The 26,100-nt window shown below is 35.1% G+C and carries 24 protein-coding genes and 1 other RNA gene; 18 read left to right on the top strand and 7 right to left on the bottom strand.

The window, feature by feature from the left end:
- Nucleotides 1–257: 257 nt before the first annotated feature.
- From OD90_RS00435 to prfB, 4 genes are all read left to right on the top strand, one after another.
- The gene (locus OD90_RS00435) at nt 258–854 is read left to right on the top strand and encodes a hypothetical protein (protein WP_144665257.1); all 597 of its coding nucleotides are present in this window, start codon (nt 258–260) and stop codon (nt 852–854) included.
- A 56-nt stretch (nt 855–910) separates the two neighbouring features.
- Entirely contained in the window at nt 911–1,348 is a 438-nt protein-coding gene (locus OD90_RS00430) for a GNAT family N-acetyltransferase (RefSeq protein ID WP_144665256.1), read from the top strand.
- Between the two features lie 30 nt (nt 1,349–1,378).
- Nucleotides 1,379–2,056 carry a tRNA (guanosine(37)-N1)-methyltransferase TrmD gene (trmD, locus tag OD90_RS00425; RefSeq protein WP_144665255.1) on the top strand — a complete coding sequence of 226 codons (678 nt, stop codon included), beginning with the start codon at nt 1,379–1,381 and terminating at the stop codon, nt 2,054–2,056.
- Between the two features lie 96 nt (nt 2,057–2,152).
- Nucleotides 2,153–3,260 (top strand): peptide chain release factor 2 gene (prfB, locus tag OD90_RS00420; RefSeq protein WP_144665254.1). Its coding sequence is split into 2 segments (ribosomal slippage): nt 2,153–2,215 and nt 2,217–3,260, totalling 1,107 coding nucleotides; the frame shifts between segments, so codons are not numbered across the junction.
- Nucleotides 3,261–3,321: 61 nt separating this feature from the next.
- Here the strand turns inward: prfB and OD90_RS00415 are convergent.
- The gene (locus OD90_RS00415) at nt 3,322–3,780 is read right to left on the bottom strand and encodes an Lrp/AsnC family transcriptional regulator (protein ID WP_144665253.1); all 459 of its coding nucleotides are present in this window, start codon (nt 3,778–3,780) and stop codon (nt 3,322–3,324) included.
- A 173-nt stretch (nt 3,781–3,953) separates the two neighbouring features.
- Between OD90_RS00415 and OD90_RS00410 the strand changes: the two genes are divergently transcribed.
- Nucleotides 3,954–5,159 carry an aminotransferase class I/II-fold pyridoxal phosphate-dependent enzyme gene (locus OD90_RS00410; protein ID WP_144665252.1) on the top strand — a complete coding sequence of 402 codons (1,206 nt, stop codon included), beginning with the start codon at nt 3,954–3,956 and terminating at the stop codon, nt 5,157–5,159.
- Here the strand turns inward: OD90_RS00410 and OD90_RS00405 are convergent.
- Nucleotides 5,156–5,911 (bottom strand): hypothetical protein, encoded by a 756-nt coding sequence (locus OD90_RS00405; protein WP_144665251.1) that lies wholly within the window; start codon nt 5,909–5,911, stop codon nt 5,156–5,158. The two genes, OD90_RS00410 and OD90_RS00405, sit on opposite strands and share 4 nt — an antisense overlap.
- A gap of 225 nt (nt 5,912–6,136) precedes the next feature.
- On the opposite strand from OD90_RS00405, the gene nhaC reads away from it, so the two are divergent.
- The 10 genes from nhaC to ribB all read left to right on the top strand — a co-directional run bounded on the left by nhaC (nt 6,137) and on the right by ribB (nt 16,237).
- Entirely contained in the window at nt 6,137–7,597 is a 1,461-nt protein-coding gene (nhaC, locus tag OD90_RS00400) for a Na+/H+ antiporter NhaC (protein ID WP_144665250.1), read from the top strand.
- Between the two features lie 165 nt (nt 7,598–7,762).
- On the top strand, nt 7,763–8,407 hold the full coding sequence (locus tag OD90_RS00395) for a peroxiredoxin (protein WP_144665249.1): 645 nt from the start codon (nt 7,763–7,765) through the stop codon (nt 8,405–8,407).
- Between the two features lie 13 nt (nt 8,408–8,420).
- Entirely contained in the window at nt 8,421–8,735 is a 315-nt protein-coding gene (locus OD90_RS00390) for a thioredoxin family protein (RefSeq protein WP_144665248.1), read from the top strand.
- On the top strand, nt 8,716–8,973 hold the full coding sequence (locus OD90_RS00385) for a DUF6952 family protein (protein WP_144665247.1): 258 nt from the start codon (nt 8,716–8,718) through the stop codon (nt 8,971–8,973). Before OD90_RS00390 ends, OD90_RS00385 begins: the two co-directional genes overlap by 20 nt.
- A 161-nt stretch (nt 8,974–9,134) precedes the next feature.
- Nucleotides 9,135–9,635, top strand: coding sequence for a thiol peroxidase (gene tpx / locus OD90_RS00380; RefSeq protein ID WP_144665246.1), 501 nt, complete (start codon nt 9,135–9,137; stop codon nt 9,633–9,635).
- Nucleotides 9,636–9,671: 36 nt separating this feature from the next.
- Nucleotides 9,672–10,034: a diacylglycerol kinase family protein gene (locus OD90_RS00375; protein WP_261374434.1), complete on the top strand. Its 363-nt coding sequence runs from the start codon at nt 9,672–9,674 to the stop codon at nt 10,032–10,034.
- A gap of 151 nt (nt 10,035–10,185) precedes the next feature.
- Nucleotides 10,186–12,591 carry an FtsK/SpoIIIE family DNA translocase gene (locus OD90_RS00370; RefSeq protein ID WP_144665245.1) on the top strand — a complete coding sequence of 802 codons (2,406 nt, stop codon included), beginning with the start codon at nt 10,186–10,188 and terminating at the stop codon, nt 12,589–12,591.
- Between the two features lie 6 nt (nt 12,592–12,597).
- The gene (locus OD90_RS00365) at nt 12,598–13,317 is read left to right on the top strand and encodes a LolA family protein (RefSeq protein WP_144665244.1); all 720 of its coding nucleotides are present in this window, start codon (nt 12,598–12,600) and stop codon (nt 13,315–13,317) included.
- A gap of 104 nt (nt 13,318–13,421) precedes the next feature.
- Nucleotides 13,422–15,029: an LptF/LptG family permease gene (locus OD90_RS00360; protein WP_409994630.1), complete on the top strand. Its 1,608-nt coding sequence runs from the start codon at nt 13,422–13,424 to the stop codon at nt 15,027–15,029.
- A gap of 65 nt (nt 15,030–15,094) precedes the next feature.
- Nucleotides 15,095–16,237: a 3,4-dihydroxy-2-butanone-4-phosphate synthase gene (gene ribB / locus OD90_RS00355; protein ID WP_144665242.1), complete on the top strand. Its 1,143-nt coding sequence runs from the start codon at nt 15,095–15,097 to the stop codon at nt 16,235–16,237.
- Nucleotides 16,238–16,356: 119 nt separating this feature from the next.
- On the opposite strand, the gene ffs is transcribed toward ribB, so the two are convergent.
- An RNA gene (gene ffs / locus OD90_RS00350) (signal recognition particle sRNA small type) lies at nt 16,357–16,455 on the bottom strand.
- 84 nt (nt 16,456–16,539) lie between these two features.
- On the opposite strand from ffs, the gene OD90_RS00345 reads away from it, so the two are divergent.
- Nucleotides 16,540–17,601 carry a glutaminyl-peptide cyclotransferase gene (locus tag OD90_RS00345; RefSeq protein WP_144665241.1) on the top strand — a complete coding sequence of 354 codons (1,062 nt, stop codon included), beginning with the start codon at nt 16,540–16,542 and terminating at the stop codon, nt 17,599–17,601.
- 12 nt (nt 17,602–17,613) lie between these two features.
- Complete coding sequence (locus tag OD90_RS00340) at nt 17,614–19,188, top strand: hypothetical protein (RefSeq protein WP_261374433.1); 1,575 nt, start codon at nt 17,614–17,616, stop codon at nt 19,186–19,188.
- Between the two features lies 1 nt (nt 19,189).
- Here the strand turns inward: OD90_RS00340 and OD90_RS00335 are convergent, their stop codons facing one another.
- On the bottom strand, nt 19,190–21,673 hold the full coding sequence (locus tag OD90_RS00335; RefSeq protein WP_144665240.1) for a DUF5686 and carboxypeptidase regulatory-like domain-containing protein: 2,484 nt from the start codon (nt 21,671–21,673) through the stop codon (nt 19,190–19,192).
- 80 nt (nt 21,674–21,753) lie between these two features.
- Entirely contained in the window at nt 21,754–22,215 is a 462-nt protein-coding gene (gene smpB / locus OD90_RS00330; protein WP_144665239.1) for an SsrA-binding protein SmpB, read from the bottom strand.
- A gap of 97 nt (nt 22,216–22,312) precedes the next feature.
- Between smpB and OD90_RS00325 the strand changes: the two genes are divergently transcribed.
- The gene (locus tag OD90_RS00325; RefSeq protein ID WP_261374432.1) at nt 22,313–23,098 is read left to right on the top strand and encodes a DUF6503 family protein; all 786 of its coding nucleotides are present in this window, start codon (nt 22,313–22,315) and stop codon (nt 23,096–23,098) included.
- Here the strand turns inward: OD90_RS00325 and OD90_RS00320 are convergent.
- Both OD90_RS00320 and OD90_RS00315 read right to left on the bottom strand, forming a co-directional pair.
- A complete protein-coding gene (locus OD90_RS00320) occupies nt 23,095–23,625 on the bottom strand; it encodes a SixA phosphatase family protein (RefSeq protein WP_144665238.1) in 531 nt (176 codons plus the stop codon). The genes OD90_RS00325 and OD90_RS00320 overlap by 4 nt on opposite strands.
- Before the next feature lie 408 nt (nt 23,626–24,033).
- Nucleotides 24,034–26,091: a DUF349 domain-containing protein gene (locus OD90_RS00315; protein WP_144665237.1), complete on the bottom strand. Its 2,058-nt coding sequence runs from the start codon at nt 26,089–26,091 to the stop codon at nt 24,034–24,036.
- Between the last annotated feature and the right edge of the window lie 9 nt (nt 26,092–26,100).

The following is a 26,100-nucleotide window of genomic DNA, read 5'->3' as shown; positions in this document are numbered from 1 at the left end:
TACACTTATGTAAGTCATTAATCTATGGCTGAAAATTTATTTATGACACTGTTAACGTAATGAAGCTCTAGCTTTTTGCAAATTTGTGTTTCTAAAAAAATATAATACAACTCGGCTTAGATAAACTATGAATTATTTGTAATAGACAAAAAAATAGTAAGTCTAGTAAAGGCCGAAAAGTAGTCACATAATATATATTTGTCTGCTAAAAAACAAAAAATAACTATCTTCGATATTCGCTAACGAAACCCATACTTATGAAATTTATAAAGCAATCATCATTAATACTTTTTCTTTTCGCCACTATTATAAGTACAGCTCAAGAGGAAACTTCTACTGAAAAAACAATTGATCAACAGTTTACTGATGTAGTGGAGAGCTCAAACAATTACCAACAATTTAAGGTGATTGAAAAAACTAAGATGACCCAACTACAAGCTAATACAAAAGAACGTATTAATAGTTTGCAAGCAGAAATTTCAGATCTAAAAAAACAAATTAGTGAGGAACAAGCTGCTTCTCTTAAAGTTCAAACAGATCTAGAAGGCACACAACAAGATCTTGAAGCTACCAGAGGAGAAAAAGACTCTATTAAGTTTTTTGGTAATCCTATGAAGAAAGGGGCTTACCAGTTAATGATGTGGGGTATTGTAGCACTTTTGCTTTTAGGACTTTTATTTTTCATCTATAGATTTAGAAGTAGTAATGTTCTTACAAAAGAAGCACAACACAGACTTGATGAGACAGAAGCTGAGTTTGATGAATACCGTCGTAAAGCTTTAGAAAAAGAACAAAAGTTAGGACGCCAACTACAAGACGAGCGTAATAAAGCATTGAAGTCTCCTAAAAACTGAGGAGCATATTCCCATTAAAATTAAAAATCTGTACGTTTGTCGTACAGATTTTTTTTATGGAAATACGTAAAGCTACACTGGATAATTTAGAAGATATCATTCCTCTTTTTGATGGGTATCGCCAGTTCTATCGTCAAAAGTCAGATTTAGAAGCTGCTAAATCTTTTATTACCTCTAGATTGCAATATAAGGACAGTACAATTTTTCTTTGCTATAAAGATGATAGTGCTGTAGGATTCACGCAACTTTACCCACTTTTTTCATCCGTTACCATGCAACCTATGCTATTACTGAATGATTTATTTATAGCAGAGAATTATAGAGGTCAAGGTATTGGAACGGCACTAATTAATGAAGCAAAGGAGCTTTGTACAAAAACACAGCAGAAAGGATTAGTAATCCAGACAGAAATTACAAACCCAGCACAAAAGCTTTATGAAAGACTAAACTTTAAAAAAGACCCTGATTTACATTATTTTTGGACTTGTCATTAAAAATTACTTTTTTGAAGCGTTACACATATTATGAGAATAGATATTATCACCGTTGTTCCAGATTTACTTAAAAGCCCCTTTGAAGCTTCTATCATGCAACGCTCTATCTCTAAAGGATTGGTAGATGTTCAGTTTCATAATCTCCGTGATTATACTGATACCAATTATAAGCAAGTAGATGACTATCAATTTGGCGGTGGTGCAGGGATGGTCATGCAAATAGAACCTATTGACAAGTGTATAACAAAATTGAAATCTGAGCGTGATTATGATGAAGTCATTTATATGACACCAGACGGAGAAACACTTGATCAAGGAATGGCAAATACGCTTTCGCTCAAGGGAAATATCATTATACTTTGTGGTCATTATAAAGGAGTAGATCAGCGTGTTAGAGACCACTTCGTGACCAAAGAAATTTCTATAGGAGATTATGTATTAAGTGGCGGCGAGCTTGGCGCCTTAATTTTATGTGATGCAGTAATACGTTTAATTCCTGGTGTTTTGGGCAATGAAACTTCAGCTTTGACAGATAGTTTTCAAGATGGACTACTCGCTCCCCCTATTTATACAAGGCCTGCAGATTATAAAGGCTGGAAAGTGCCAGAAATATTGACCAGCGGCAATACTCCAAAGATTGAAGAATGGCGTGAAGAGCAAGCATATATGCGTACAAAAGAAAGAAGACCAGACCTATTGGAGGAGTAAAATAACGCTTTCGCGAAAGCGTAATACTTCTTGCTCACCCATTTTGTAAATCTTAATTTTACAATACTATCTCAATTACCCTACTAAGAAAAAAATATGATTACTACAGACCACATAAAATCACTCCAAGAGCGCATAGAGAGCTTGAGGAGATATCTTTGACATCGATCGTAAACGCATCGAAATCCAAAACGAAGAAGAAAAAACATACGATCCAAATTTCTGGAATGATCCTCAAGAAGCAGAAGCTTTTATGAAATCACTGCGTTCTAAAAAGAAATGGGTGACAGATTATGAGGACGCACAAACCTTTGTAGAGGATCTAGAAGTATTATACGAATTTGCAAAAGAAGGCGAAGCTCCAGAGGAAAATGTACAACTGCGCTATGAGAAAGCCGCAGATTTTATAGAAGATATTGAGTTTAGAAATATGCTCTCTGAAGAAGGTGATGAACTGAGTTGTGTTTTACAAATAACAGCAGGAGCTGGTGGTACAGAAAGCTGTGACTGGGCTAGCATGCTTATGCGTATGTATCTCATGTGGGCAGAAAAACAAGGCTTTAAAGTAAAGGAATTGAACTTTCAAGAAGGTGACGTAGCTGGAATAAAAACCGTATCGCTGGAGATAGAAGGAGAATTTGCCTTTGGCTGGCTCAAAGGTGAAAATGGTGTTCATAGATTAGTACGTATATCTCCTTTTGACAGTAATGCAAAAAGACATACTTCTTTTGCTTCTGTGTATGTATACCCACTAGTAGATGATACGATTGAGATAGATATTAATCCTGCAGATTATGATATTGTTACCGCAAGATCTTCTGGTGCAGGTGGACAAAATGTAAATAAAGTTGAAACTAAAGTACAACTTACCCACCACCCTACTGGTATCCAAATATCATGCTCTGATTCTAGGTCTCAACACGATAATCGTGCTAAAGCATTACAAATGCTACGTTCACAATTATACGAACTAGAACTTCGCAAGCAAATGGAAGCTCGAAACGCCATTGAAGCGGATAAGAAGGCCATAGAATGGGGATCTCAAATACGTAATTATGTGTTACACCCGTACAAACTAGTTAAAGATGTACGCACCTCTGTAGAGACAGGAAATACCGATGCAGTTCTAGACGGGAATATTGATCTCTTCTTAAAAGGGTATTTGATGATGATGGGTCAAGAAGAAGCAAGTGATGAATTATAAATTAGTGAGTGATTTTATGTTCACTCACTATTTTAATTTTCAAATTTTTAATACTGGTGAATTATACTTTGACCATAAGAGTATTTTTAACTTCACTTATGGTGAATGAACTTTGAGTACTTCCTATAAATTTAAGTGCCGTTAGTTTTGTGACCATAAAGGACCTGTAATGCTCCATATCTTTTACAACCACTTTAAGAAGGTAGTCGTAATCCCCACTTACGTGAAAGCATTCTAAAACCTCATCAAGCTTAATCACATCTTTTTCAAAGGAAGAGATGGCCTCTTTCCCGTGATGAGCTAACTTCACGTGACAAAATACTTGAAAATCTAATTCAACTTTTTGCTTATCTACAAGCGCAACATAGTGTGCAATAACACCAGATCGTTCCATTTTTTTAATTCTTTCATAAATAGCCGTTACTGAAAGATTTAATGATAATGAAAGCTCCTTATTAGTAATTTTAGAATCCTTTTGCAGCAACATCAAAATTTTTTTATCTATCACATCTAGTTTCATATGTAAATATATATAGTAATTAATGAGATTTTTAAAGGTATATAGATTTAAAATCTAAATATATCAAATCATTTAGATTTATATTCCATATTTAATTAAATACATTGACTTATTGTTTAATTAAAATTAATTTTAGACCTCATTTTATAGCAATTATTATAAAGCAAAAGATTATGAAATTCAAACCTGCAAATAGCATCCAAGACTTACAGTATTTTGGAGAATTTGGTGGAGTAAATCCATCTATTTCAGACAGTTCCACCTATACTTTTCTTTCTGCAAAAACAATGTTTGACACGTTCGAAGGAAACGCAGATGGATGTTACTTATATTCTAGGCACAGCACTCCCTCCAATTTATATTTAGGAGAGGCACTAGCAGCTATGGAAGGAACAGAGACAGCAAATGTTGCTGCTAGCGGTATGGGTGCTATCACTCCTACCCTATTGCAGTTATGTCAAGCTGGAGATCATATTGTCTCAAGTAGAACGATATATGGCGGGACCTATGCGTTTTTGAAAAATTTTGCTCCTCGATTAGGAATAAATAGCAGTTTTGTTGACATCACTAATTTAGAAGCAACAGAATCTGCAATTACAAAGAATACAAAAGTTTTATACTGTGAGTCTGTAAGTAATCCGCTATTAGAAATTGCAGATATCGAGGCGCTTTCTAAAATTGCAAAAAGGCATAATTTAAAATTAGTTGTAGACAATACGTTCTCTCCATTATCAATATCTCCTGCAATACATGGTGCTGATGTGGTAATACACAGTCTAACAAAATTTATTAACGGATCGTCAGATACTGTAGGTGGAGTGGTTTGTGGTACTCAAGACTTTATAAATGAGTTACGTAACGTAAATGATGGTGCAAGTATGCTTTTAGGACCATCGATGGATAGTTTGCGCGCTGCGTCGGTATTAAAGAACCTACGCACATTGCATATCAGAATGCAACAACATAGTCTTAATGCTTTATATCTAGCAGAGAAGTTTGAAAATTTAGGTTTACGAACGGTATACCCAGGTTTAAAATCTCACCCTAGTCACCATATTTTCAATAAGCTTATGAATGAGAAATATGGCTATGGAGGAATGCTTACTATTGATGTGGGATCTCTTGATAAAGCAAATGAATTAATGGAATTAATGCAAGAACGCAATCTAGGGTATCTTGCTGTAAGTCTAGGGTTCTACAAAACATTATTTAGTGCTCCGGGTACGTCAACATCTTCAGAAATTCCAGAAGAAGAGCAAAAAGAAATGGGACTTACAGATGGCTTAATTCGATTCTCAATAGGTTTAGATGCAGATATTGAAAGAACCTTCGAGATGATGAAAGACTGTATGAGAGATATTGGAATACTAAAAAATTAATCAGCTTCAATAAGTTTTACGCTCAATTTAGAATTTGGACCTACAGTCATAAAAGGTTCGTTAAATCGAGAAAAAATATAAAATCTTTGGTTAGGAGAATTCACATCTACTAATATTGTTTTTGTGAAAGTTGCCCAAACGCCTTCTGTTGTTAGGCTTGCAATTATTTCAGAATCGGGGACGATATTAATACCTGATCCTTGATTTAAAAAAAATAAGTCTTGAATAATTGCGCTATTACTTGGGTTACCATCAATTCCTACAAGTAAAGAATACGAAAATTCATAGACCCCAGTTTGTGTACCCGTTTCAATATAATTTGAATTTACGGTTATATCAGAACTACTCAATCCATTACGCTCAAATTGAATAATCTGATTTGATGCTCCTAGATTTTGAAAAGTTGTTTTAAACATTTGTCCGTATTGAGGAGTTCCCGAAGTTGCTACTGCAGCGACATTATTCCACTCTCCTCCATCCCAATATACAAACCCTCTACTTATGCCAGTCAGTGAAGCATTGGTATTAAAAATCATAGTACCTTCTGCTGGAGAATTACCATTAGAAAGATTTACTACAGTTGTAGCGTCTGTAGTGCTTAATAAGGAGTATTCAGGAATCAATAAGCCTCCGTTAGAATCATTCGAGATGTCCAAAGCTGCTCTAGGAGTCGTAGTACCTATACCTACTTGCCCAAAGCCTTTACCTATAATGAAAATTAATATGATTGTAAAAAGTAGTTTTTTATCCATTTATGAATTTTTAAAACTTGCTAACCCAAGAAAGCGAACTTTATTGAAAAAAAAATTAACATTATTCACAGACACTTACGCAGTTCAATTGCATCTGGTTTCAGAAAGTTTTAAATCTATATACACTTAAATTGGAGATTTGATTTTTTGCTTTCGCGAAAGCAGAAAAATCACCTTGCGCATTCTCTCTCAAAATCGTAACATTACCTTTTAGAAAAATCACTTATGAGTAACCAAATCGAGGATAAAAAAAATCAAAACATTGTAGATAATAAAGAGCTTAGTTTATGGGAAGCTCTTATACCAGTTATTGTACTGATGATTCTTTTAGCTTATAATATTTTTTTCAAAGATGGAATATGGTTAGGTGATTATTCAAATCAGCTCATTTTAATAATTGGTGGAGTCACAGCGGCTATTGTAGGGTTTTTAAATAAAACGCAATTAAGAGTTATGATAAAAGAGATTTGGGAAAATCTAAAAAGTGTCTTCATCCCTATTCTTATATTATTTTTAGTGGGTGCTCTTGCTGGAACATGGCTCGTGAGTGGTATTATTCCTGCGATGGTTTATTACGGTTTACAGGTTTTAAACCCTGCCATATTCTTACCTGCATCCATTATAATTGCAGCAATTATTTCAATCGCTACAGGAAGCTCATGGACAACCTCTGCCACTGTAGGTATTGCTCTTATAGGTATAGGGCAAGCATTGGGTATTGACACGGGTATGATTGCAGGAGCCGTAATTTCTGGCGCTTATTTTGGAGATAAGATGTCTCCCTTAAGTGACACCACAAATCTTGCTCCCGCTATGGCAGGTACCGATTTATTTACTCATATTAAATATATGTTCCTAACCACAGGACCTACGATCTTAATTACACTCGCTGTTTTTGTTATTATAAGTTTAAATATAGATACCTCAGGAACTGCAGATATCACAGAATTACTTACAGTTATTGATAGCACATTTAACATTTCACCATACTTATTTATTGTCCCTGGAATTGTGATCGCACTTATTGTGGCTAAAACCAAACCACTTATTGCGCTCGCTCTTGGCGTCCTGCTAGCAGCAGGTTTTGCCCTATATTTCCAACCAGAAATATTAGAGCGTATATCAAACTCAGGCATTCAATCTTTAGCGACCGCTATTTGGACTGATGTTGCCATTGAGACGCCTAATGAAACACTTAATGAGCTTTTTAGTTCTGGAGGAATGATCGGGATGATGTGGACAATTTTACTCATTTGTTGCGCAATGATCTTCGGTGGAGTCATGGATGGAATAGGCGCTCTTTCCAGAATTACAAAAGCACTTTTAAGCGTGGCAGATACTATTTTTGGTTTATTTGCTAGCACCGTGGTAAGCTGCTTGGGTCTAAATATAATTGCCTCAGATCAATATTTAGCTTTAGTGATTCCTGGCAAAATGTTCAAGCAAGCTTATGAAGACAAAGGTCTGGCTCCAGAAAATTTGTCTCGTACCTTAGAAGACTCAGGTACGGTGACATCTGTTCTTATCCCGTGGAATACCTGTGGGGCTTATCAAAGTCAAGTTCTTAACGTAAGTGTTGCAGATTATTTTGTGTATGCCATTTTTAATTGGCTATCTCCTTTTATGACCTTGATTTTTGCGGCTTTTCGAATTAAAATTAGATTACTGAGAGATGCCAAATCTTAGAGTTGAGTTTTTTTTATGCTTTCGCGAAAGCATAAAACCCACATTAACAAGCATTCATAAATCAATATAAACAAACTCAATACTGCTATCAATAGTTCCCATTTCTAATAACTATTATCGCTTTAAATAGACAGTACTTTTGCAGCCAAATTAAAAAACTGTAAAATGACACTAGTCGGAAAAAAATTCCCAAACCTTGCTGTAGATGCAATGGATGAAATGGGAGATACCTTTAAATTAAATATTTTAGAAAAAGCAAAAGAAGAGGGAAAGAAAATTCTTCTTTTCTGGTACCCTAAGGATTTCACATTTGTGTGCCCTACGGAACTTCATGCATTTGAGGCTGCCAAAGAGAAATTTGCAGATCGCAATACACTTATTATAGGTGCTTCTTGTGATACTCCTGAAGTACACTTTGCTTGGTTAAATACACCTAAAGATAACGGTGGTATTGAAGGCGTTACTTACCCAATTCTTGCAGACAGCAATCGAAACCTATCTAACCAATTAGGTATACTTGATGTAACGAACGAGCGTTATGATGAAGAAACGGGAGTCGTAATGGTAGACGGTGACAATGTTACCTATAGAGCAACCTATCTTATTGATGAAGAAGGGACTGTTTTTCACGAAGGTGTAAATCATATGCCTTTAGGACGTAACGTTAGCGAGTTTTTAAGACTTGTAGATGCGTATACACACGTTCAAGAAAAAGGAGAGGTTTGTCCTGCAAACTGGGAAGATGGAAAAGATGCAATGAATGCAAATCGTGATGGCGTAGCTTCTTACCTAGCCGCTCACGCAAACTAATAATACAAATAGCATGATTCTAGAATTAGACCAAGACAATTTAGGCCAGATCGTTGCAGAGAACGACACTGTAGTTGTTCAATACAGCGCCACATGGTGCGGTAACTGTAGGATTATGAAACCTAAGTTAAAAAAACTTGCCTCAGAAATTGATAATGTAAAATTTGTCATTGTAGATGCAGAAAAAAATCCTGAATCTCGTAAAATGGCTACGGTAGATAACCTACCCACATTTGCTACATTCTCAAAAGGATCATTTAAAAACCAAGTCCAAACTAATAAGTTTGATGTACTTAAAGACCTTGTGAATGAAGTTACCAGTAATTAAGCATCTCGTAGGCTTTATAGAAAACAACGATCAAGACTTTGTTGTCGAGACTATTGAGACACTAGAAAACCTTACAGAAGTTCCCTCTCTCAAAGATGAGGAGCTAGATGTTATAGGTGAGCTTATATCAAATATGTATGGAGCCTTAGAAGTACATAAAGCTGTAAAAGCTGGAAATACAAAAAAAGATGCTCTTAACGGATTTATGCAAAGAGTTATGGGGTCTATAGATTCCTAAAATCATTGTTAATTGATTTTGAAGGGATATGCTATTAAAAGGCATATCCCTTTTTTTTTGAGTGCTCTTAAAAATCTTTATGAGTCTATAGGGTTATAAACAATTGTTAAGCTATCAAGAGATACAAGTGTTTTACCTATTTTTACTTAATACACAAAAAAATGGCACAAATTACACTAGGCGGAAACGCTACAAATACAATTGGTAACTTACCAGAAATAGGAACAAAAGCTCCTGAGTTTACGCTTTCGCGAAATGATTTATCGACAACAACCCTAGAGGAGTTTAATGGTAAGCGCGTTGTTTTAAATATTTTTCCTTCTGTTGATACAGGAGTTTGTGCTCAATCTGTCCGAACGTTTAACGAAAAGGTTTCTAGTCTAGCAAACACAGAGGTACTTTGTATCTCTAGAGACCTCCCATTTGCACAAGCAAGATTTTGTGCTGCCGAAGGTTTAGAAAACGTACATGCACTATCTGACTTTAAGACAGGTAAATTTGGAGTTGACTATGGCGTAACTATCGAAGATGGTTCATTTGCTGGGCTTCACTCTAGAGCGATTGTAGTACTGGATGAAAATGCAAAAGTCTTATATACAGAGCAAGTTCCAGAAATAGGCCAAGAACCAAATTATGAGAGTGCTGTAAACGCGCTTTCATAGTATTTAATTATAAATTACATAAAAATAAATCAAGCCGTGCCCATAAAATTTATTGTAGGTAGACTTAAAGGAATGAAGTATTCGCTACAAGGCGGGCTACAACTCATTCGCTCAGAAGCAAGCATACAGGTGCAATTTGGGATTGCCATACTAGTAACTATTGCTGGGTTTTATTTTGAAATTTCTCGTATAGAGTGGATGGCACAAACGTTATGCATAGGTCTCGTCATGACAGCAGAGGGCTTAAACACAGCAATTGAAGGTATTGCAGACTTTATACATCCAGATTTTCATGTAAAAATAGGGAAGATAAAAGATGTAGCAGCAGGTGCCGTAGGTATTGCGGCTCTAGCCTCCGTAGTTGTTGCAGTGATAATTTATTTTCCAAAAGTTTTTTAGTAAAGATCTTCTTATTGTGAGTTTAGAAAAGAAGCACTTTAGAAATACAAATCTGTTAACTTCCAATATTCTTAAACACCAAACTGCAAATTTTTACGTTTCAATATTGTATTTTTAACTCCAATCAAAAAACGATTACCGCTACGCTTTTATGGCTAAAAAGAAAACTACGCGTAAGAAAACTAAAAAAACGTCTACCAGAAAACCTATATCCTTTAAACTGTCGCGACAGCAACAGATTATTTTGGGGAGTTTTCTATTTTTCCTAGGCTTAGGCTTATTCATCGCATTTACGTCATACCTTTTTACCTGGAAAATAGACCAAAGTTTAATAGCAGAAGGTACACGTGATGACGCTAGTGCAAACTGGCTTAACCTTGTGGGAGCTCGCATAAGTCATTTTTTTATTTATAAAGGGTTTGGAGTTCCTGCTTTTACGATTGCCATCCTTACGGCTCTCACTGGTATATACTTCTTTTTTAACTACGCAAAAGCTGGATTAAAACGATTTTGGTTTTGGGGAGTATTGCTTATGCTTTGGTTATCTGTATTTCTAGGCTTCTTTCATAAAACAAATGATTTACTAGGTGGTACTGTAGGATATGAAAGTAATGACTTTTTACAAGATTACTTAGGTCTCACAGGAGCCATTATTGTAATGGCATTTTTAGCTATTATATATTTAGTTCTAAGAATCAAACTTACTCCAGAAAAAATAGGAGCTTATTTTAAACAAAAGAAAAGTGATCTTACAGATGAGTTTACAGCTTCAGGTGAGCCCATAGTAGTAGATAACTCTTCTACCTATGAGGCAGAAGAATTTCTAAAAAATATTAAGTCTCAAGATGGTAGCGTTACGTCTGCGGTAGATGACACAATAAAGGTTACTACTCAAAACCTAGAACCCACTTCTTCAGAGACAGTATCCACAAGTAATAATACTTTTGAAATAACACAACCTGAGGAAGAAGAATTAAGTGTAGAGGTAGAAAAACCTATCGAAGAGGAGGAACTTACAGATAATCTTAGTAGTAAACTCGTAGAAGATTTTGGAGAATTTGATCCTACCCTAGAACTTGCAAAATTTAAGTTTCCTCCTATAGATCTTCTCAAAGACTATACAAATGGTCAAGGCATCACAATAAATCAAGAGGAACTTGAAGAAAACAAAAACCGAATTGTAGAAACACTAAATAACTACAAGATAGGTATCGCCAATATAAAGGCTACTGTAGGTCCCACGGTAACATTATATGAAATAGTTCCAGAGGCTGGAGTTCGAATTTCAAAAATTAAGAACCTAGAAGATGATATTGCACTATCACTCAGCGCACTAGGAATTAGAATCATTGCGCCTATTCCTGGCCGTGGTACGATAGGTATTGAAGTCCCTAATAAGAATCCGCGTATTGTAAGCATGCGATCTGCAGTGGCGAGTAAGAAGTTTCAGGAGGCCGAAATGGAATTACCACTTACATTAGGTAAAACGATATCAAATGAGACATTTGTAGTAGATCTTGCTAAAATGCCCCACTTACTCATGGCAGGTGCCACTGGGCAAGGAAAATCTGTCGGTCTAAATGCTATACTTACCTCGTTACTTTATAAAAAACATCCTGCCGAAGTCAAATTTGTTTTAGTAGATCCAAAAAAAGTAGAGCTCACACTCTTTAACAAAATAGAACGGCACTATCTCGCAAAATTACCAGATACAGACGAAGCCATTATTACAGATAATTCTAAGGTGATTAATACACTTAACTCAATGTGTATTGAGATGGATGCTCGCTATGACTTACTCAAAGATGCGATGTGTCGTAACATTAAGGAATACAACGCAAAGTTTAAAGCACGAAAGCTCAATCCAGAAAATGGACATAAATTTTTACCGTATATTATTTTAGTAGTAGATGAGTTTGCTGATTTGATTATGACTTCAGGGAAAGAAGTAGAAACACCTATCGCGCGTCTTGCTCAACTTGCCCGAGCTATAGGTATTCATTTAATCATTGCTACTCAGAGACCTTCCGTAAATGTAATTACAGGTATTATTAAAGCAAATTTCCCTGCGCGTATTGCTTTTAGAGTTACTTCAAAAATTGATAGTAGAACTATATTAGACACCTCAGGAGCAGATCAGCTTATAGGTAGGGGTGACATGCTCTATACACAAGGTAATGACGTAGTACGTATTCAATGTGCTTTTGTAGATACTCCAGAAGTTGAGCGTATTGTAGATTATATTGGTAATCAAAAAGCATATCCAGATGCACATTTGCTGCCAGAATATGTCGGTGAAGAGAGTGGCACAAGTCTTGATATAGATGCATCAGATAGAGATAAGCTCTTCCGTGACGCCGCAGAAGTATTAGTTATTGCGCAACAAGGTAGTGCCTCTCTTTTACAACGTAAACTTAAACTAGGATATAATCGAGCTGGTAGGATTATTGACCAACTAGAAGCTGCAGGTGTTGTAGGTCCTTTTGAAGGAAGTAAAGCACGTCAAGTTTTAGTTCAAGATATTGCACATCTCGATCAATTACTCAACAACGAATAAAAAAACATGAAAAAGAAACTAATTTTTTGGCTAGCTCCTATACTTTTTAAAAGAGTGCTAATACCAGTTGCAAGAAAAGGATATCAAAAATTTGCAAAACGTGCTATGCCTGTCATATTATTATTATTTATGGCCGCTTTCGCGAAAGCGCAAACCGCACAATCACTTCTTAAAGAAGTAGATAGCAAAGTAAAAAGCTACGAGAATATTTCTATAGATTTTAAATATGCACTTTCTAATGACGCAGAAGATGTTAATCAAGAAACTAAAGGAGCAGTAATTTTAGCCGGTAATAATTACAAACTTGATTTAATGGGTACCACTCAGTTATTTGATGGTCAACGTATTTACACCATTGTTCCAGAAGATGAGGAAGTAACTATTAGTGCCGTAAGTGATCAGGATGAAAATGCAATTACGCCCTCTAAGATGTTGTCTTTCTTTAACGAAGGATATACTCAAGAGATGGATATTAAACAAAAGGTAAATGGTAGGGAAATTCAGTTTGTAAAATTAACCCCTATGGACTCTAACAGTGATGTAAAACAAACACTACTAGGTGTAGACGCTCAGACAAAACACATCCATAAGCTTATTATCACACAAAATAATGGCACTAAAATAACTATTACGGTAAATTCATTTAAACCTAATTTACCTATCTCAAAAAATACATTTGTTTTTGATAAATCAAAGTATGCAGATTATTATATTAACAAATTATAGTAAGAATCTAGTAGCTTGAGAGTAGACTTCCTATTTTTGTCTACCAAGTTTGATACATGAAAATCTTAGACCGATATATTTTTTTTACATACGTAAAAACATTTTTGAGCATCTTTATTATATTGATGTTCATTTTTGTTTTACAGAGTGTCTGGTTGTATATACAAGAGCTGGCCGGTAGAGATCTAGATTTTGCGACTATCGGTAAGTTTCTTTTATACGCTACACCTAGTTTAGTACAACTTGTGCTTCCACTCTCTGTGCTTCTTACAAGTATTATGACCTTTGGGAATTTTGCAGAAAACTATGAGTTTGCTGCGATGAAATCTACTGGGATATCGCTACAAAGAGCGATGAAGAGCGTTATCTTTTTTATCGTTTTTCTAGGTTTTATATCATTCTTATTTGCAAACTATGTGATCCCTGCTTCTCAATATGAATTTAGGAACCTACGAAGGAATATAAGTCAGCTCAAGCCATCTGTTGCTATACGAAGTGGACAGTTTACAGAAATGGGCGATGATATAAACATACGTGTGGCAGAAAAATCTGGAGATAGAGATCAATATCTTACAGATGTAATCATTCATCAAAAAGAAAAAAGACGTTTAGGGAATTATACAGTCATCAAAGCAAAAAAAGGGGAACTCATAAGTTCACTAGACTCCCCTGTTGTCTCCTTGCAACTTACCGATGGGAATTATTATAGCGAAATTTACCAAAGAGATTATACAAAAAAAAGGAAGGAACCTTTTGCAAAGAGCTATTTTAAAACTTACACTCTCAACATTGATTTAAGCACTCTTGATGATGTAGACCTTGATAACAAGGCTATAGACAATAGTTACCAAATGTTTAATGTAGTAGAATTAGACTCTGTACTCACAGATCTCTCTGTAAAATTTGAGAAAGATAGAGAGGAGTTTAGTCAGAAATATGCTCAAAAGGTGAGTCAAGAATCATTGGGTGATAGATTTAAAAATAATAGGGTAGACTCAACATCGACAGAGGATGTTTTAACCCATTATGATACTGATGATCAAGTAAGAATTCTAGAGATTGCAAAATCTAATATAAGCACCACCCTTACAGATCTCGATAACCAAAAACGTAGGTTACAAGTAGAAATCAAACGTCTCAATAAATTTGAGATTTCTATTCACGAGAAATTTGTTTTAGGCTTTAGTTGCATACTTTTGTTTTTTGTAGGTGCTCCTTTAGGAGCAATCATTCGAAAAGGTGGTTTAGGCTTACCTATTGTCGTGGGAGTTGTACTGTTTTTAACCTTCCATTTCATTGGAATTTTTGCAAAAAACAGTGCCGAAGATAATTCTATCAGCCCTTTTGTAGCCAGTTGGTTAAGCACGTTTATTCTATTACCATTAAGTATTTATCTCACTTACAGAGCTACCACAGATCAAGGGATATTTGATGCAGAGAGTTTCTTATCTCCACTTAAAAGATTATTTAGGAAAACAAAAAAAGTGTCTGCAGTTCCTGAAATTAGTAATCTTACATATACCCTTACTAAGGTTGAAGAAGAAATGCTTAACAAATGTTCATCTAACCAACTTAAAGACATCGTAAAAAACTATAGAGAATACGACTACACAGATGATGTGCGCCTTGCTGCTATAGACAGACTAGGCCAACTGGGAATAACTCTTGAAAACTTAAGGGTACAAGGATATTACACAGAAGAGCACTCATAAAATGTATCTCCTACTCTAACGACTTTATTTTCTTGTCTTCTTGTATCTTTGCAAAAAAGTAAACAATGCAAATAACAGCTCAAAAAAGCATCAAACTTGACACGATAGAAGAAGCTATTGAAGATATTAAAAATGGCAAAGTTATCATTGTCGTAGATGATGAAGATAGAGAAAATGAAGGTGATTTTCTAGCTGCCGCTGAAGCTGTTACGCCAGAGATGATCAACTTTATGGCCACCCATGGGAGAGGACTTATCTGTGCTCCTATTACAGAAGATCGATGTGAAGATTTACATCTTAACATGATGGTCACTAGCAATACAGATCCTATGGAAACCGCATTCACCGTTTCTGTAGATCTTAAAGGTAAAGGTGTTACCACTGGCATCTCTGCAAGTGATAGATCAAAGACTATACAAGCACTTATTGACCCAAGCACAAAGCCATACGACTTAAGCAGACCAGGGCATATTTTCCCGCTCAAAGCCAAAGAAGGAGGCGTTTTACGCAGAACAGGGCATACAGAAGCTGCCATAGACTTTGCAAGATTAGCGGGTTTCAAGCCTGCTGGAGTAATTGTAGAAATTATGAATGCAGACGGCACCATGGCCAGATTACCTCAACTTCTTGAAGTAGCTGAAACTTTTGATTTAAAGATAGTCTCTATTGAAGATCTCGTTGCTTATCGCATGAACCACGATAGCTTGATTGACAAAAAAGAAGATTTCGAGATCAAAACACGTTTTGGAAATTTTAGACTGAGAGCCTATGAACAAACCACAAATGATACCGTTCATATTGCCCTTACAAAAGGGGCTTGGGAGGAAGATGAACCTGTACTCGTTAGAGTAAATTCTACTCAAATTAATAATGACTTACTAGGCACCCTTACCAATAATCCTGATGCAAAACTTGATGATATGTTTAAAGCAATTGATGAAGCAGGAAAAGGCGCTATTGTTTTTATAAATCAAGAAAATGCTTCTGCAAATTTACTAGGCCGCCTTAGCGAGCTTAAAACCTTACAACAAGACGGGATTATGAAAGCTCCTAATGTCGTAATGGATAGTAAAGACTTCGGTATAGGTGCACAAATCTTACACGATCTTCGTATATCAAAAATCAAACTTCTCACTAATAGTGAAGGGCTCAAACGCATAGGCATCATTGGTTACGGGCTGGAAATTGTCGAGAGAGTTGGATACTAATTAATTGTATACTCAATTACGCTTTCGCGAAAGCGTGTAAATAAAAAATCCCAAATGCCACGAGCACTTGGGATTTTTTATATAAAGTACTGTCAGACATGCTGACTTTAAGACATAAAAAATGGCAAGCTACCTACATCACACCGCTACGACCATCTACCCTTGCTGCGTTCCCACCCTGGGGGATTCGACAGGAGCTGGTTGTGTAGGACTTGCCGCTGCAAAGATATAGCTTCTTTAGAAAGCTACAAGATTTTTTAGACGGATTTTTTGTTTTAAATTGCCTTAAAATTACATAACAAATGACTTCTACCGCTAAACATCTCATCTTATTACTTTTACCTATTTTTCTCATATCCTGTGGAGATACTATTAAATTAGATAAAAATTTTTCTATAGAGACAAATGCCACAAAGAACTCTATTAAGAATGGTGAAGAGCTTACAATCTCTGTGATTCCAAAGAAAGATATCATAATAGACTCGGTAATGTATGCACTTGATGGGAAAAGACTTGGAGGAAAGAACAGTCTTAAAAAGTTTACATCAATTATAAAGATTGATAGATTAGGACAACATCAACTAACAGCAGAAGTTTTTACAGATAATGGTGCTGCACTTTTCACTAAGAAAATAAATATTTTATCCCCTACTCCACCTAAATTGTATGGCTATAGAATTATTAATAGATACCCTCATCAAACTGATGCTTATACACAGGGATTAGAATTTGTTGGGGATACCTTATATGAGAGCACTGGTCAATACGGGAAATCAAAACTTCGTAAATTAAACTATGAAACAGGAGAAGTTTTAAAAGAAGTCGCACTTGATAATAACTACTTTGCCGAAGGTATGACCATTTTAGATGATAAAATTTATCAGCTAACTTGGAGGGAAAATGTGGGCTTTATTTATGACAAAAATACTTTTGAAAAAACTGGAACGTTTTCTTACAATAGTAGTAAAGAAGGATGGGGACTTGCCAATGATGGAAATATAATCTACAAATCAGATGGCACAAGTAAAATTTGGTCACTAAATAAATCAAACTTATCTGAACAAAATTATATTGAACCTACAGATAATAAAAAGGTCACAAGTAAACTCAATGAGTTGGAGTGGGTAAACGGAAAAATTTATGCAAATAATTATCAAGTGGATCTTATATCTATTATTAATCCAAATACAGGAGCTATAGAAGGAATTGTAGATTTACGCTCCTTAAAAGATCAAGTACAGGAGGGCCTTGACCCTGCTAATGATGTTCTAAATGGTATTGCATACAAGGAAAACGAAAACAGATTATTTGTGACCGGAAAGCATTGGAATACACTTTTTGAAATAGAAATTTTTGAAAAATAGAGCATTTTTAGAATGGCACAAAAGCTTATAAATATTCGTATCCTTTATACCCTTGTTCTTCTCATAAGCATTATTTCTGCAAGTTCGTGTCGCAATGATTTTGAGACCACAGAAAGTACTGGAAATTTAGAATTCTCTAGAGACACTGTTTATCTCGATACTGTATTTACTAATATAGGTTCAAGTACGTTTAACCTCAAGGTCTACAATCGCAGTGATGATGCGATTTCTATTCCTTCTGTACAGTTAGGCAATGGTGAGAATTCTAATTATAGATTAAATGTAGATGGTGTTCCAGGTCGTGTATTTGAAAATGTAGAGATTTTAGCAAAAGACAGCATCTTTATATTTATAGAAACCACCTTAGATATTAATCAAGTGGGTGATGGAAATAATGAATTCTTATACACAGATGTTATTGAGTTCAATAGTGCAGGTGCACAACAACGTGTAGCCTTAGTCACACTAGTAAAAGATGCCATTTTCTTATTTCCCGAGCGTGATGGCGCAACAGGTATCATAGAAACATTAGATGTAAACGGTGTCGAAACTTCTATAGAAGGTCGTTATTTACTAGATGACGAGCTGATATTTACGAACGAAAAGCCATATGTTGTGTATGGTTATGTGGCTGTAGGCGACCCAGAGAATGGCACCGCAAAAACACTTACAATAGATGCTGGAGCTAGAATACATTTCCATGCAGATAGTGGGTTATTAATTGCAGATAATGCTACACTAGCCATCAACGGATCTTTGAGTGCAGATCAAGAAGCTTTAGAAAATGAAGTTATTTTAGAAAGTGATAGGCTTGAGACTGTTTTTTCTGAGGTTCCTGGTCAATGGGGAACCATACTACTTACAGATGGGAGCGTAAATAATACTATTAACTATGCAACCATTAAAAATGCAACCGTAGGTATTCTCAATGAATCTAATACAGATACAGGCATTGCTAATCTTACTCTTTCAAATACTCAAATTTATAATGCTTCGGCTGTAGGACTGCTTAATAGATTTTCTAACGTTAATGCTTTTAATACTATTATAAATAATTGCGGTCAGTTCTCTATGCTTATTCAGCTAGGAGGTTCTTATGACTTTACACATTGCACATTTGCAAATTATTGGACTGGGAGTTTTAGAAATACACCTTCTGTTTTCTTAGATAATTCATTAACTGCTAGTGAAACCTTATTTGTTGGAGATCTCACAAGTGCAAATTTCACAAATTGTATTATTTATGGAAACCAAGAAAATGAAATTGGATTCAATAAAGAGGAAGGTGCTCTATTCAATTATAAATTTAGTAATACACAACTGAGGTTTGATGATATTTTTGGCAATTTTGAAAACGATCCTCTGTATGACTTTTCGAATACAGGCACTTATGAAAACGTTATTAGAGGTGGTGATCCAGATTTTTTAAACCCAGAACTGAATAAGCTCCAAGTAGGGGAAAACACTTCAGGAAACAACTTGGGACTACCAGCAGGAGCTATAGAATATCCACTAGACCTAATTGGAACTACAAGGTCAAATTCTCCAGATTTTGGAGCATATGAGAGTATTATATTTCCAGATTAAATTACAAACTTAACCCAATCAAGAAAGCACTCTCGTTGCCTCCTCGTGCCCCTTGACCATAGACATAATCAAAACGTAGTAGACGAAATTTTCCAAATCCCACATTACTAACTCCAATCCCAAATTCCCTGTAGAAATTATCTCCCTGCGTGCTTAGTACGTGAGCGCTAGTTACAAGATTCCAGTTAAGTTTATTGAGTAGTGGTATTTTTCCAAGAATCCAGCCGCGAAAGTTATGTTCTATATGACCTTCAAAATAACCTTTGTTTGTACTACGTTCATAATAAGGAAGTACATAAAAACGATTTAAACTAGAAGGATCAAAAAATATAGATTGATTGCCATTAAAATGTTGTCTATCAATAAAACTAACTTCTTCTCCTGTTCCTAAAAAAGTTCCAACTCTAGCATCATAAGAGAGTCTTCCTTTATTTTTAATATTAAATTCTTGTTTAATAATTAATCGTAATTGGTCAAAGTCATAGCGATCAACAGAAGCCCCAAAACCTTTCTCATAAACTAAACTTAAGCTTGGATACGTGTCTACATTTACATTAAATTTACCACTAGGATAACTATAATACTTCTGTCCAAAATTAATTGTTCCGCTTATAGATAATTTACCAATAGTATGTGTTTCAAAAGGAGCAGATCCATATACCAAAGGCTGCAATGGATTATTACTTGTATACATCCTATCGTCTACAGGGAAGAACGTTTGGTCTGTTGTGTTGAATAATGGGTTGCGTTTCTCGAATGACATCTGTACATCTAAGCGGAATCCATTGATGATTTCCTGACCGTAGTAAACCTCTGCAAAAGCCTTTTCATAATACTTCGCAAAATTCTTTTCTTGAGTAAGTGTCAAATAAGAATTTATAATTGGACGAATGGGGTTTGAATTATTTATCTGCATAGCATCTACTCCGCCAGAAAGACGCAGCGTCGCCCTATTTGTTCTGTTAAAGCGCCTTGTAAGTCGACCCACGTACCGCAATCTATCTTCTGAAAAGCCGTAATTCGCTTTCGCGAAAGCAGAAAAAGTTTTTGTAGCGTCATCATCATTCCAGCTATTGTAAGATACGACAAGTGTACTATTCCAGCCTTGAACAGTACTGAATTGAACCGCTTGCAATGGTCCTGGAACATTGAAACTCCATCGATCATAGGTGTTTGTATACCGGTAGCCAAGTACTGGAGATGTAAGTTTGAATTTATTAGCCCGACGATCTAAGGAATCTAAATAACTTTTAGATTTACGTAGCACTTGTATACTGTCTTTACGGATATAATCATCTCTCTCAACATCTGTTAAAGCGACAGGTCTTACGCTATTCCAAAAAGTGGTATCCTTTTTATTTGCTTCTTTTTTAAATGATAAAATCTCATTTGAAAATGATTTTTTATCAAAATTAGGTGTGAAATTATATTCAGAGTAAGCTGCCGTAAATCGACCATCACCTTTCAGGCCTAGAAAGCTAAAACTAAAATCAATCACTTGACTTATTTTAACCCACTGTTTTAAAGTGTTTTCATACTTGTAATTCTGTTTAAAATTAATACTTTCTATAAAAGGAACTTGAATGGCTGCTCCATTTGTATTTAAATCTACTCCATACAGCTGCCAGGCGTCTTCAACAATATATAGTGTACCTGAAAAAACACGGTCGTTTAACCTACGAGGTGTTACCGTTATTTTATTAATCAAGCTACCCGCTTCGTAAAAAGTTCCTTCTAAAGTATATGTGTAATAATTAAAAGCATTTGAGGCAATGGGAGAAATGATTTGGGTATTAATATCTAATGTGTTTTCGTAAAAAGAGAAATTTGCATCTACTGCGGTATTAAAACTAAAGCCATTATCATCACCAGATACTTTGCTTGCAATAATTGTTTCGCTAAAATCATTTGGTCTTCTATACGCAATATTTGAAACAGTTTCACTTAAATATATAATCCCTGTTCTAGTAGAGTCAAGTCCTCCACCTAAATCACCTACCACTCTACCTAAAATTTTTTCTGGTGCATCTTTTACTTTCCACAAACCTCTAGAGTAAAATTTTGCTGTATACTCACTTAGGCGAGCAAGATTTTCTTCACGTCTTGCAATGGTAGCCTTTATAATTCTATCAGCTGGGTTTACTCCTGCTTGAACAATTACTTCATCAAGAGATGTAGCTTCTTCTGCAAGGATTATGTTTTTTTGGAATACTTGTTCACTAATAGTAACAGTTGCGCGCTTCGTTTTGTAACCTAAAAATTGGTATACCAGCGTAATAGAGTTCCCTATGTCTTGAGGTAAGATAGTGAGTTCATAAAAACCATCACCATTAGTCGCTGTTCCTCTATTTGTGTCTTCAACAAAAACATTTACAAAAGGCAATGTATTACCATTTGTATCTGTAACAACACCAGTGATTTGAGAGAGAGCCTTAAAGGTTATTAGTACTATAAAAAGAAAGAGGATATTTTTTTTAGAACCCATGCACTTAATTTAAGAAGTACCAAGAAACATAAATTTATGTACAATTAGTGCCAATTAAATGTTACTATTTTACAATGAAATTAATTATTAAAAGCTTTCTTAATACGATCAAGATTTTTCTTGTTATCACGATCTTTTATAGTCTCACGCTTGTCGTAGGTTTTCTTTCCCTTAGCTAATGCAATTTCAAGTTTTGCAAAGCCTTTATCATTTGTAAATAAGCGCAGTGGTACAATCGTTAGTCCAGATTTATTCACCTCACGCTCCCATTTTTTAAGTTCTCTTTTATTGAGCAATAACTTACGTGCTTTCTTAGGCTGATGATTAAAGTAAGTGGCATGAGAATATTCTTGTACCGTCATATTAATAACAAACATCTCACCATGCTCATTAAACTCGCAAAAACTTTCTGCAATAGAGGCTTTTCCATCCCTTATTGCTTTAATCTCTGTACCCGCAAGAACAATACCTGCAACCAGCTTATCAAGCAATTCATACTCAAAACGGGCCTTTCTATTCTTTATATTTACTGTATTTGACATTATGACAAATGTAAGCAAAAACGTTATTCTCAAGATTGATATCCTTATTTTTGAATAGCTCAAAGTCGTTAAAAATAACTTAAACTCAACATTTGCTTTGATACAAAATAATAGCAAACCTTCTACATACCGTATAACTCAGCAGCAGCTCCTCTTTTGTATTTTATTACTGCTACAAAGTTGTACTAAAGAATCTTTTACAGCACAAGATATTGTTGATAAAGCTATAGTAGCTGCGGGTGGTGATATTATTTCTAATTCAAAAATTCATTTCAAATTTCGTGACTATTATTATACAGCAACGCGTGCAAATGGAATACGAACTCTTGAGCGTTGTACAGATAAGGAATGCTTAGTACAACAGGATATTATAAAAAAAGACGGTAAGTTTGTACGCTTTCGCGAAAGCGTACCACTCAACATTCCAGATAGTACTTTGAAAAGCTATTCTAATAGTATAAACTCAGTTCATTATTTCTCTGTGCTTCCTTATGGATTGAATGATCCTGCAGTCCAAAAAACACTCATAAGCCCAAGTATCATAAAAGGTGAGCCTTATTACCGTATTAAGGTTACATTTTCACAGGAAGGTGGCGGAGTTGATTTTGAAGACGAGTACATGTACTGGATACACAAACATACGTATCATGTAGACTACTTAGCTTATAATTATCAGGTAAATGAAGGTGGGACACGTTTTAGAGAGGCCTACAACGAGCGTTTTTTTAACGGAATACGTTTTGTCGATTACAATAATTTTAAACCAAAAACACAGTACCCTCCACTTGAAAGCTTAGATTCCCTTTTTGAAAGTAAAAAACTCGATCTTCTTTCAAAAATCGAGCTTAAAAATATTACGGTTACTCTTTGCCCAGAGTGTTAATTGAAATGTTTTTTTGAGAAAGTAATTTTGTCATTCGTTTTAGTCACTATATATAGATTACCATAATCAGATTCATCGATTTCCGGAGCTTCTTTGCGTTCTAGGATTGCATTTGCAAATTGAGCGGTAGTGTTGCTGTGACCTACAACTACTACATTCTTACCTTTTGTTTCCTCCTCAAAATCTGAAGAATAAAGATTAGCTGGATCATAGGTCTTAATGGAAATACCATTTGCTATCGCTGTAGGCTGTGCAGTGCTCATAGTGCGTTTAAAGTCTGTACTATATACAGCATCAATACCCTTATTCTTAAAAAAAGCCTTCCATTCCTCTGCCCGTTGTTTGCCCTCTTTAGTGAGCTCAGGATCGTGACTTGATGGATTACTTAGATCTTTCTCTGCATGGCGTATAAAATAGTAAGTAGTTACCACTCTTTTTTTGTCTAATTGTGGTTCGGTGTTTTTCTTTTGTCCGTCACAATTAATAGACACCACCGCAAGAAAAACTAATAACATACACTTCTTCATATTCAGCAATTTTATCTTTCAAAGATAGCACATTGTAAGATTTTCCAAAAAATAACGACTATACCATTGTCTAATATCATTTGTATCACAATGATAGACAAAATTTCTGCTATGAAAGAGCAAAATCCGCTATCTGATTTTAGATGCGGATTTTGTGTTTTTTACGCTTTCGCGAAAGCGTACAGAATGTCTAATTACATAGAAAAGTATTGTACTAATGTATAAGACGTAATAAAAAAAGTTGATAAAATTACGTAAATAGCTAACACGATATTTCTACCCTTTTTGTGCTCTCTAGAACTCGATGTGTGTGTTTTTGATTTCATAATGTACTGATTTAATGATTGATACTTAAAAGACGCTTAACAATCAAAAATGTTACAAAATTTCTAAATCATAAACATATCCTTATTCTTCTGAAGTATCATCTACCTCTTTTTCTTGAGATTCTTGAGACTCTTCTTCTTTCTGACTTTCTGCTACTACGGTCCTTAATTTTTTAAGTTTAGACTTCCATAGTGCTAAATCATCTTTATGTCTATTAATATTTTTATGAACCTCCATTACCATAGGGTTATCATCTGCTACATGCTGAAAAAATCCGAGGTTATTTTCTAACTGATTTATCTCTGATTTAACTTCATCTATCTTTTTACGTATAAAGAATCTTTCCTTTTCAATAGCTCGTTCATTATCTGCATCTGCCATTGTTTGCATACGATTCTCATATTTAATGAGTTCTGCTTCTTTACGGTCTATGTCTAATTTTTTAAAAAAACTATCGAGTATTTTGTTGAAATCTTGATCAATATTTTTCTTAGCATACGGTACACGACCTATGGATTTCCACCGTGCAATGTATTCTTTAATAGAAGCTAGGTCTGTGGTTCGATCACCTGTAAGATTCACATCTTTTAAGGTTTGCATCAATGCCACTTTTTTCTCGTAATTCTCTTGCTCTCCTGCTCGATCCTGTTTTTTAGAATCTTTCATACGATCAAAGAAGTTGTTACAAGCACTTTTAAACTCATTCCATATCTTATCACTATCCTTACGAGGAACATGTCCTATAGTTTTCCACTCTGCTTGAATACGCTTCATGATATCCAACGTTGCTGGAATATCTTCATTATCCTTATTTTCTTGTGCTATTTTAACCAAGGCCTTTTTTGCCTCTAGATTATCATACTGCTCTTTTTTCTGAGATTTATAGAAGTTATTTTTTTTCTTATTAAAAAGTTTTGTGGCTTCCTTGAATGCGGACCATGTCTCTTCATTTTTATCCCTAGGTACTTTACCTGTTTTAAAAAAAGTATCTCTTAGAGCCTCGACTTTTTTAATTTTTTCCTGTACCGTTTTGTGTGCCTTGATATCATCTTGTGCTACTTCAAGAATTTGAGCAATAACTTGCTGCTTTTCTTCAAAGTTTTTTTCCCATACAGCCTCTATTTCTTTTTGTTTCTCATCTCGAGCATCATGTATTTTTTTGGTCGCTGCACTAAATTGGTCCCATATCTCATCACTGTATTGCTTAGAGACAGGGCCTATTTCTTCTTTCCACATACGGTGAAGAAGTTGTAATTCTTTAAAAGCTTTGTTTATGTTAGTTTCAGTGCTAAGTTCTTCTGCACGTTGTATAAGTTGGATTTTTTTAACGAGGTTGTCTTCAAAATGTTTATCTCTAAACTCACGATTTAAGTGTAACAACTCATAAAAAGCATCTACGTGAAAATAGTAATCATTCCAAACTAAGTTATATCGATCTCTAGGTATATTGCCTGCATTGTTCCAGCGTTCTTGAATTTCTTTAAACTTATTAAAAGTTGTATTTACACTCTCAGCACCACCCAATTCGTCTCGCAAAGCTTTAATGTCTTCTATGATATTTTGACGTTCTATAAGGTTTGCATTTTGATCTTTACGTTTACGCTCAAAAAACTCTTGTCGCTTGTTGCGATATTCATAATATACCTCATTGAAGTCCTTTTTAAGCGGAGAATAGAATCTAAAGTCTATTACATTACCACCTTCTTTCAGAAATGATGCTTTTGCCTCTTCCTGCTCTGCATCAAACTGAGCATTAATGACACTATTGATCTCTTCTGCTTGATCTTTAATATCAATTACTTTTTCATTTTTTATAAGATGCTGTAATTCTTTAATTAGTTCTTCTTTTGAAAGTACAGTGTAGTCTTTCTTTTCAATCTCTTTTACCTCAACCTTCTCCTCTTCCTCTTTGTCATTCACATTTTCTTGTGAGGTTATATCTAAGGGGGCTATGCCTTCAGACTCTTCTATGATGGCAGTTGCGGTTTTATCTTCATTAGGATCTATGGAAACCTCTTCATTCACAGTTCCTGCAGCATCTTGTGCAGCAATATCTTTAGATATGTTTTCATTTCCTGCTTCTGCTCTTTCTATTTTCTCTACTTCTTTAGAGTCTTGAGATTTATTTTCTTCAGACATTTCTTTCAA

This window comes from Dokdonia sp. Hel_I_53, assembly GCF_007827465.1.
Lineage (GTDB): Bacteria > Bacteroidota > Bacteroidia > Flavobacteriales > Flavobacteriaceae > Dokdonia.
Note: the sequence above shows the minus strand (reverse complement) of the source record. Positions and strands in the feature narration are given on the sequence as shown.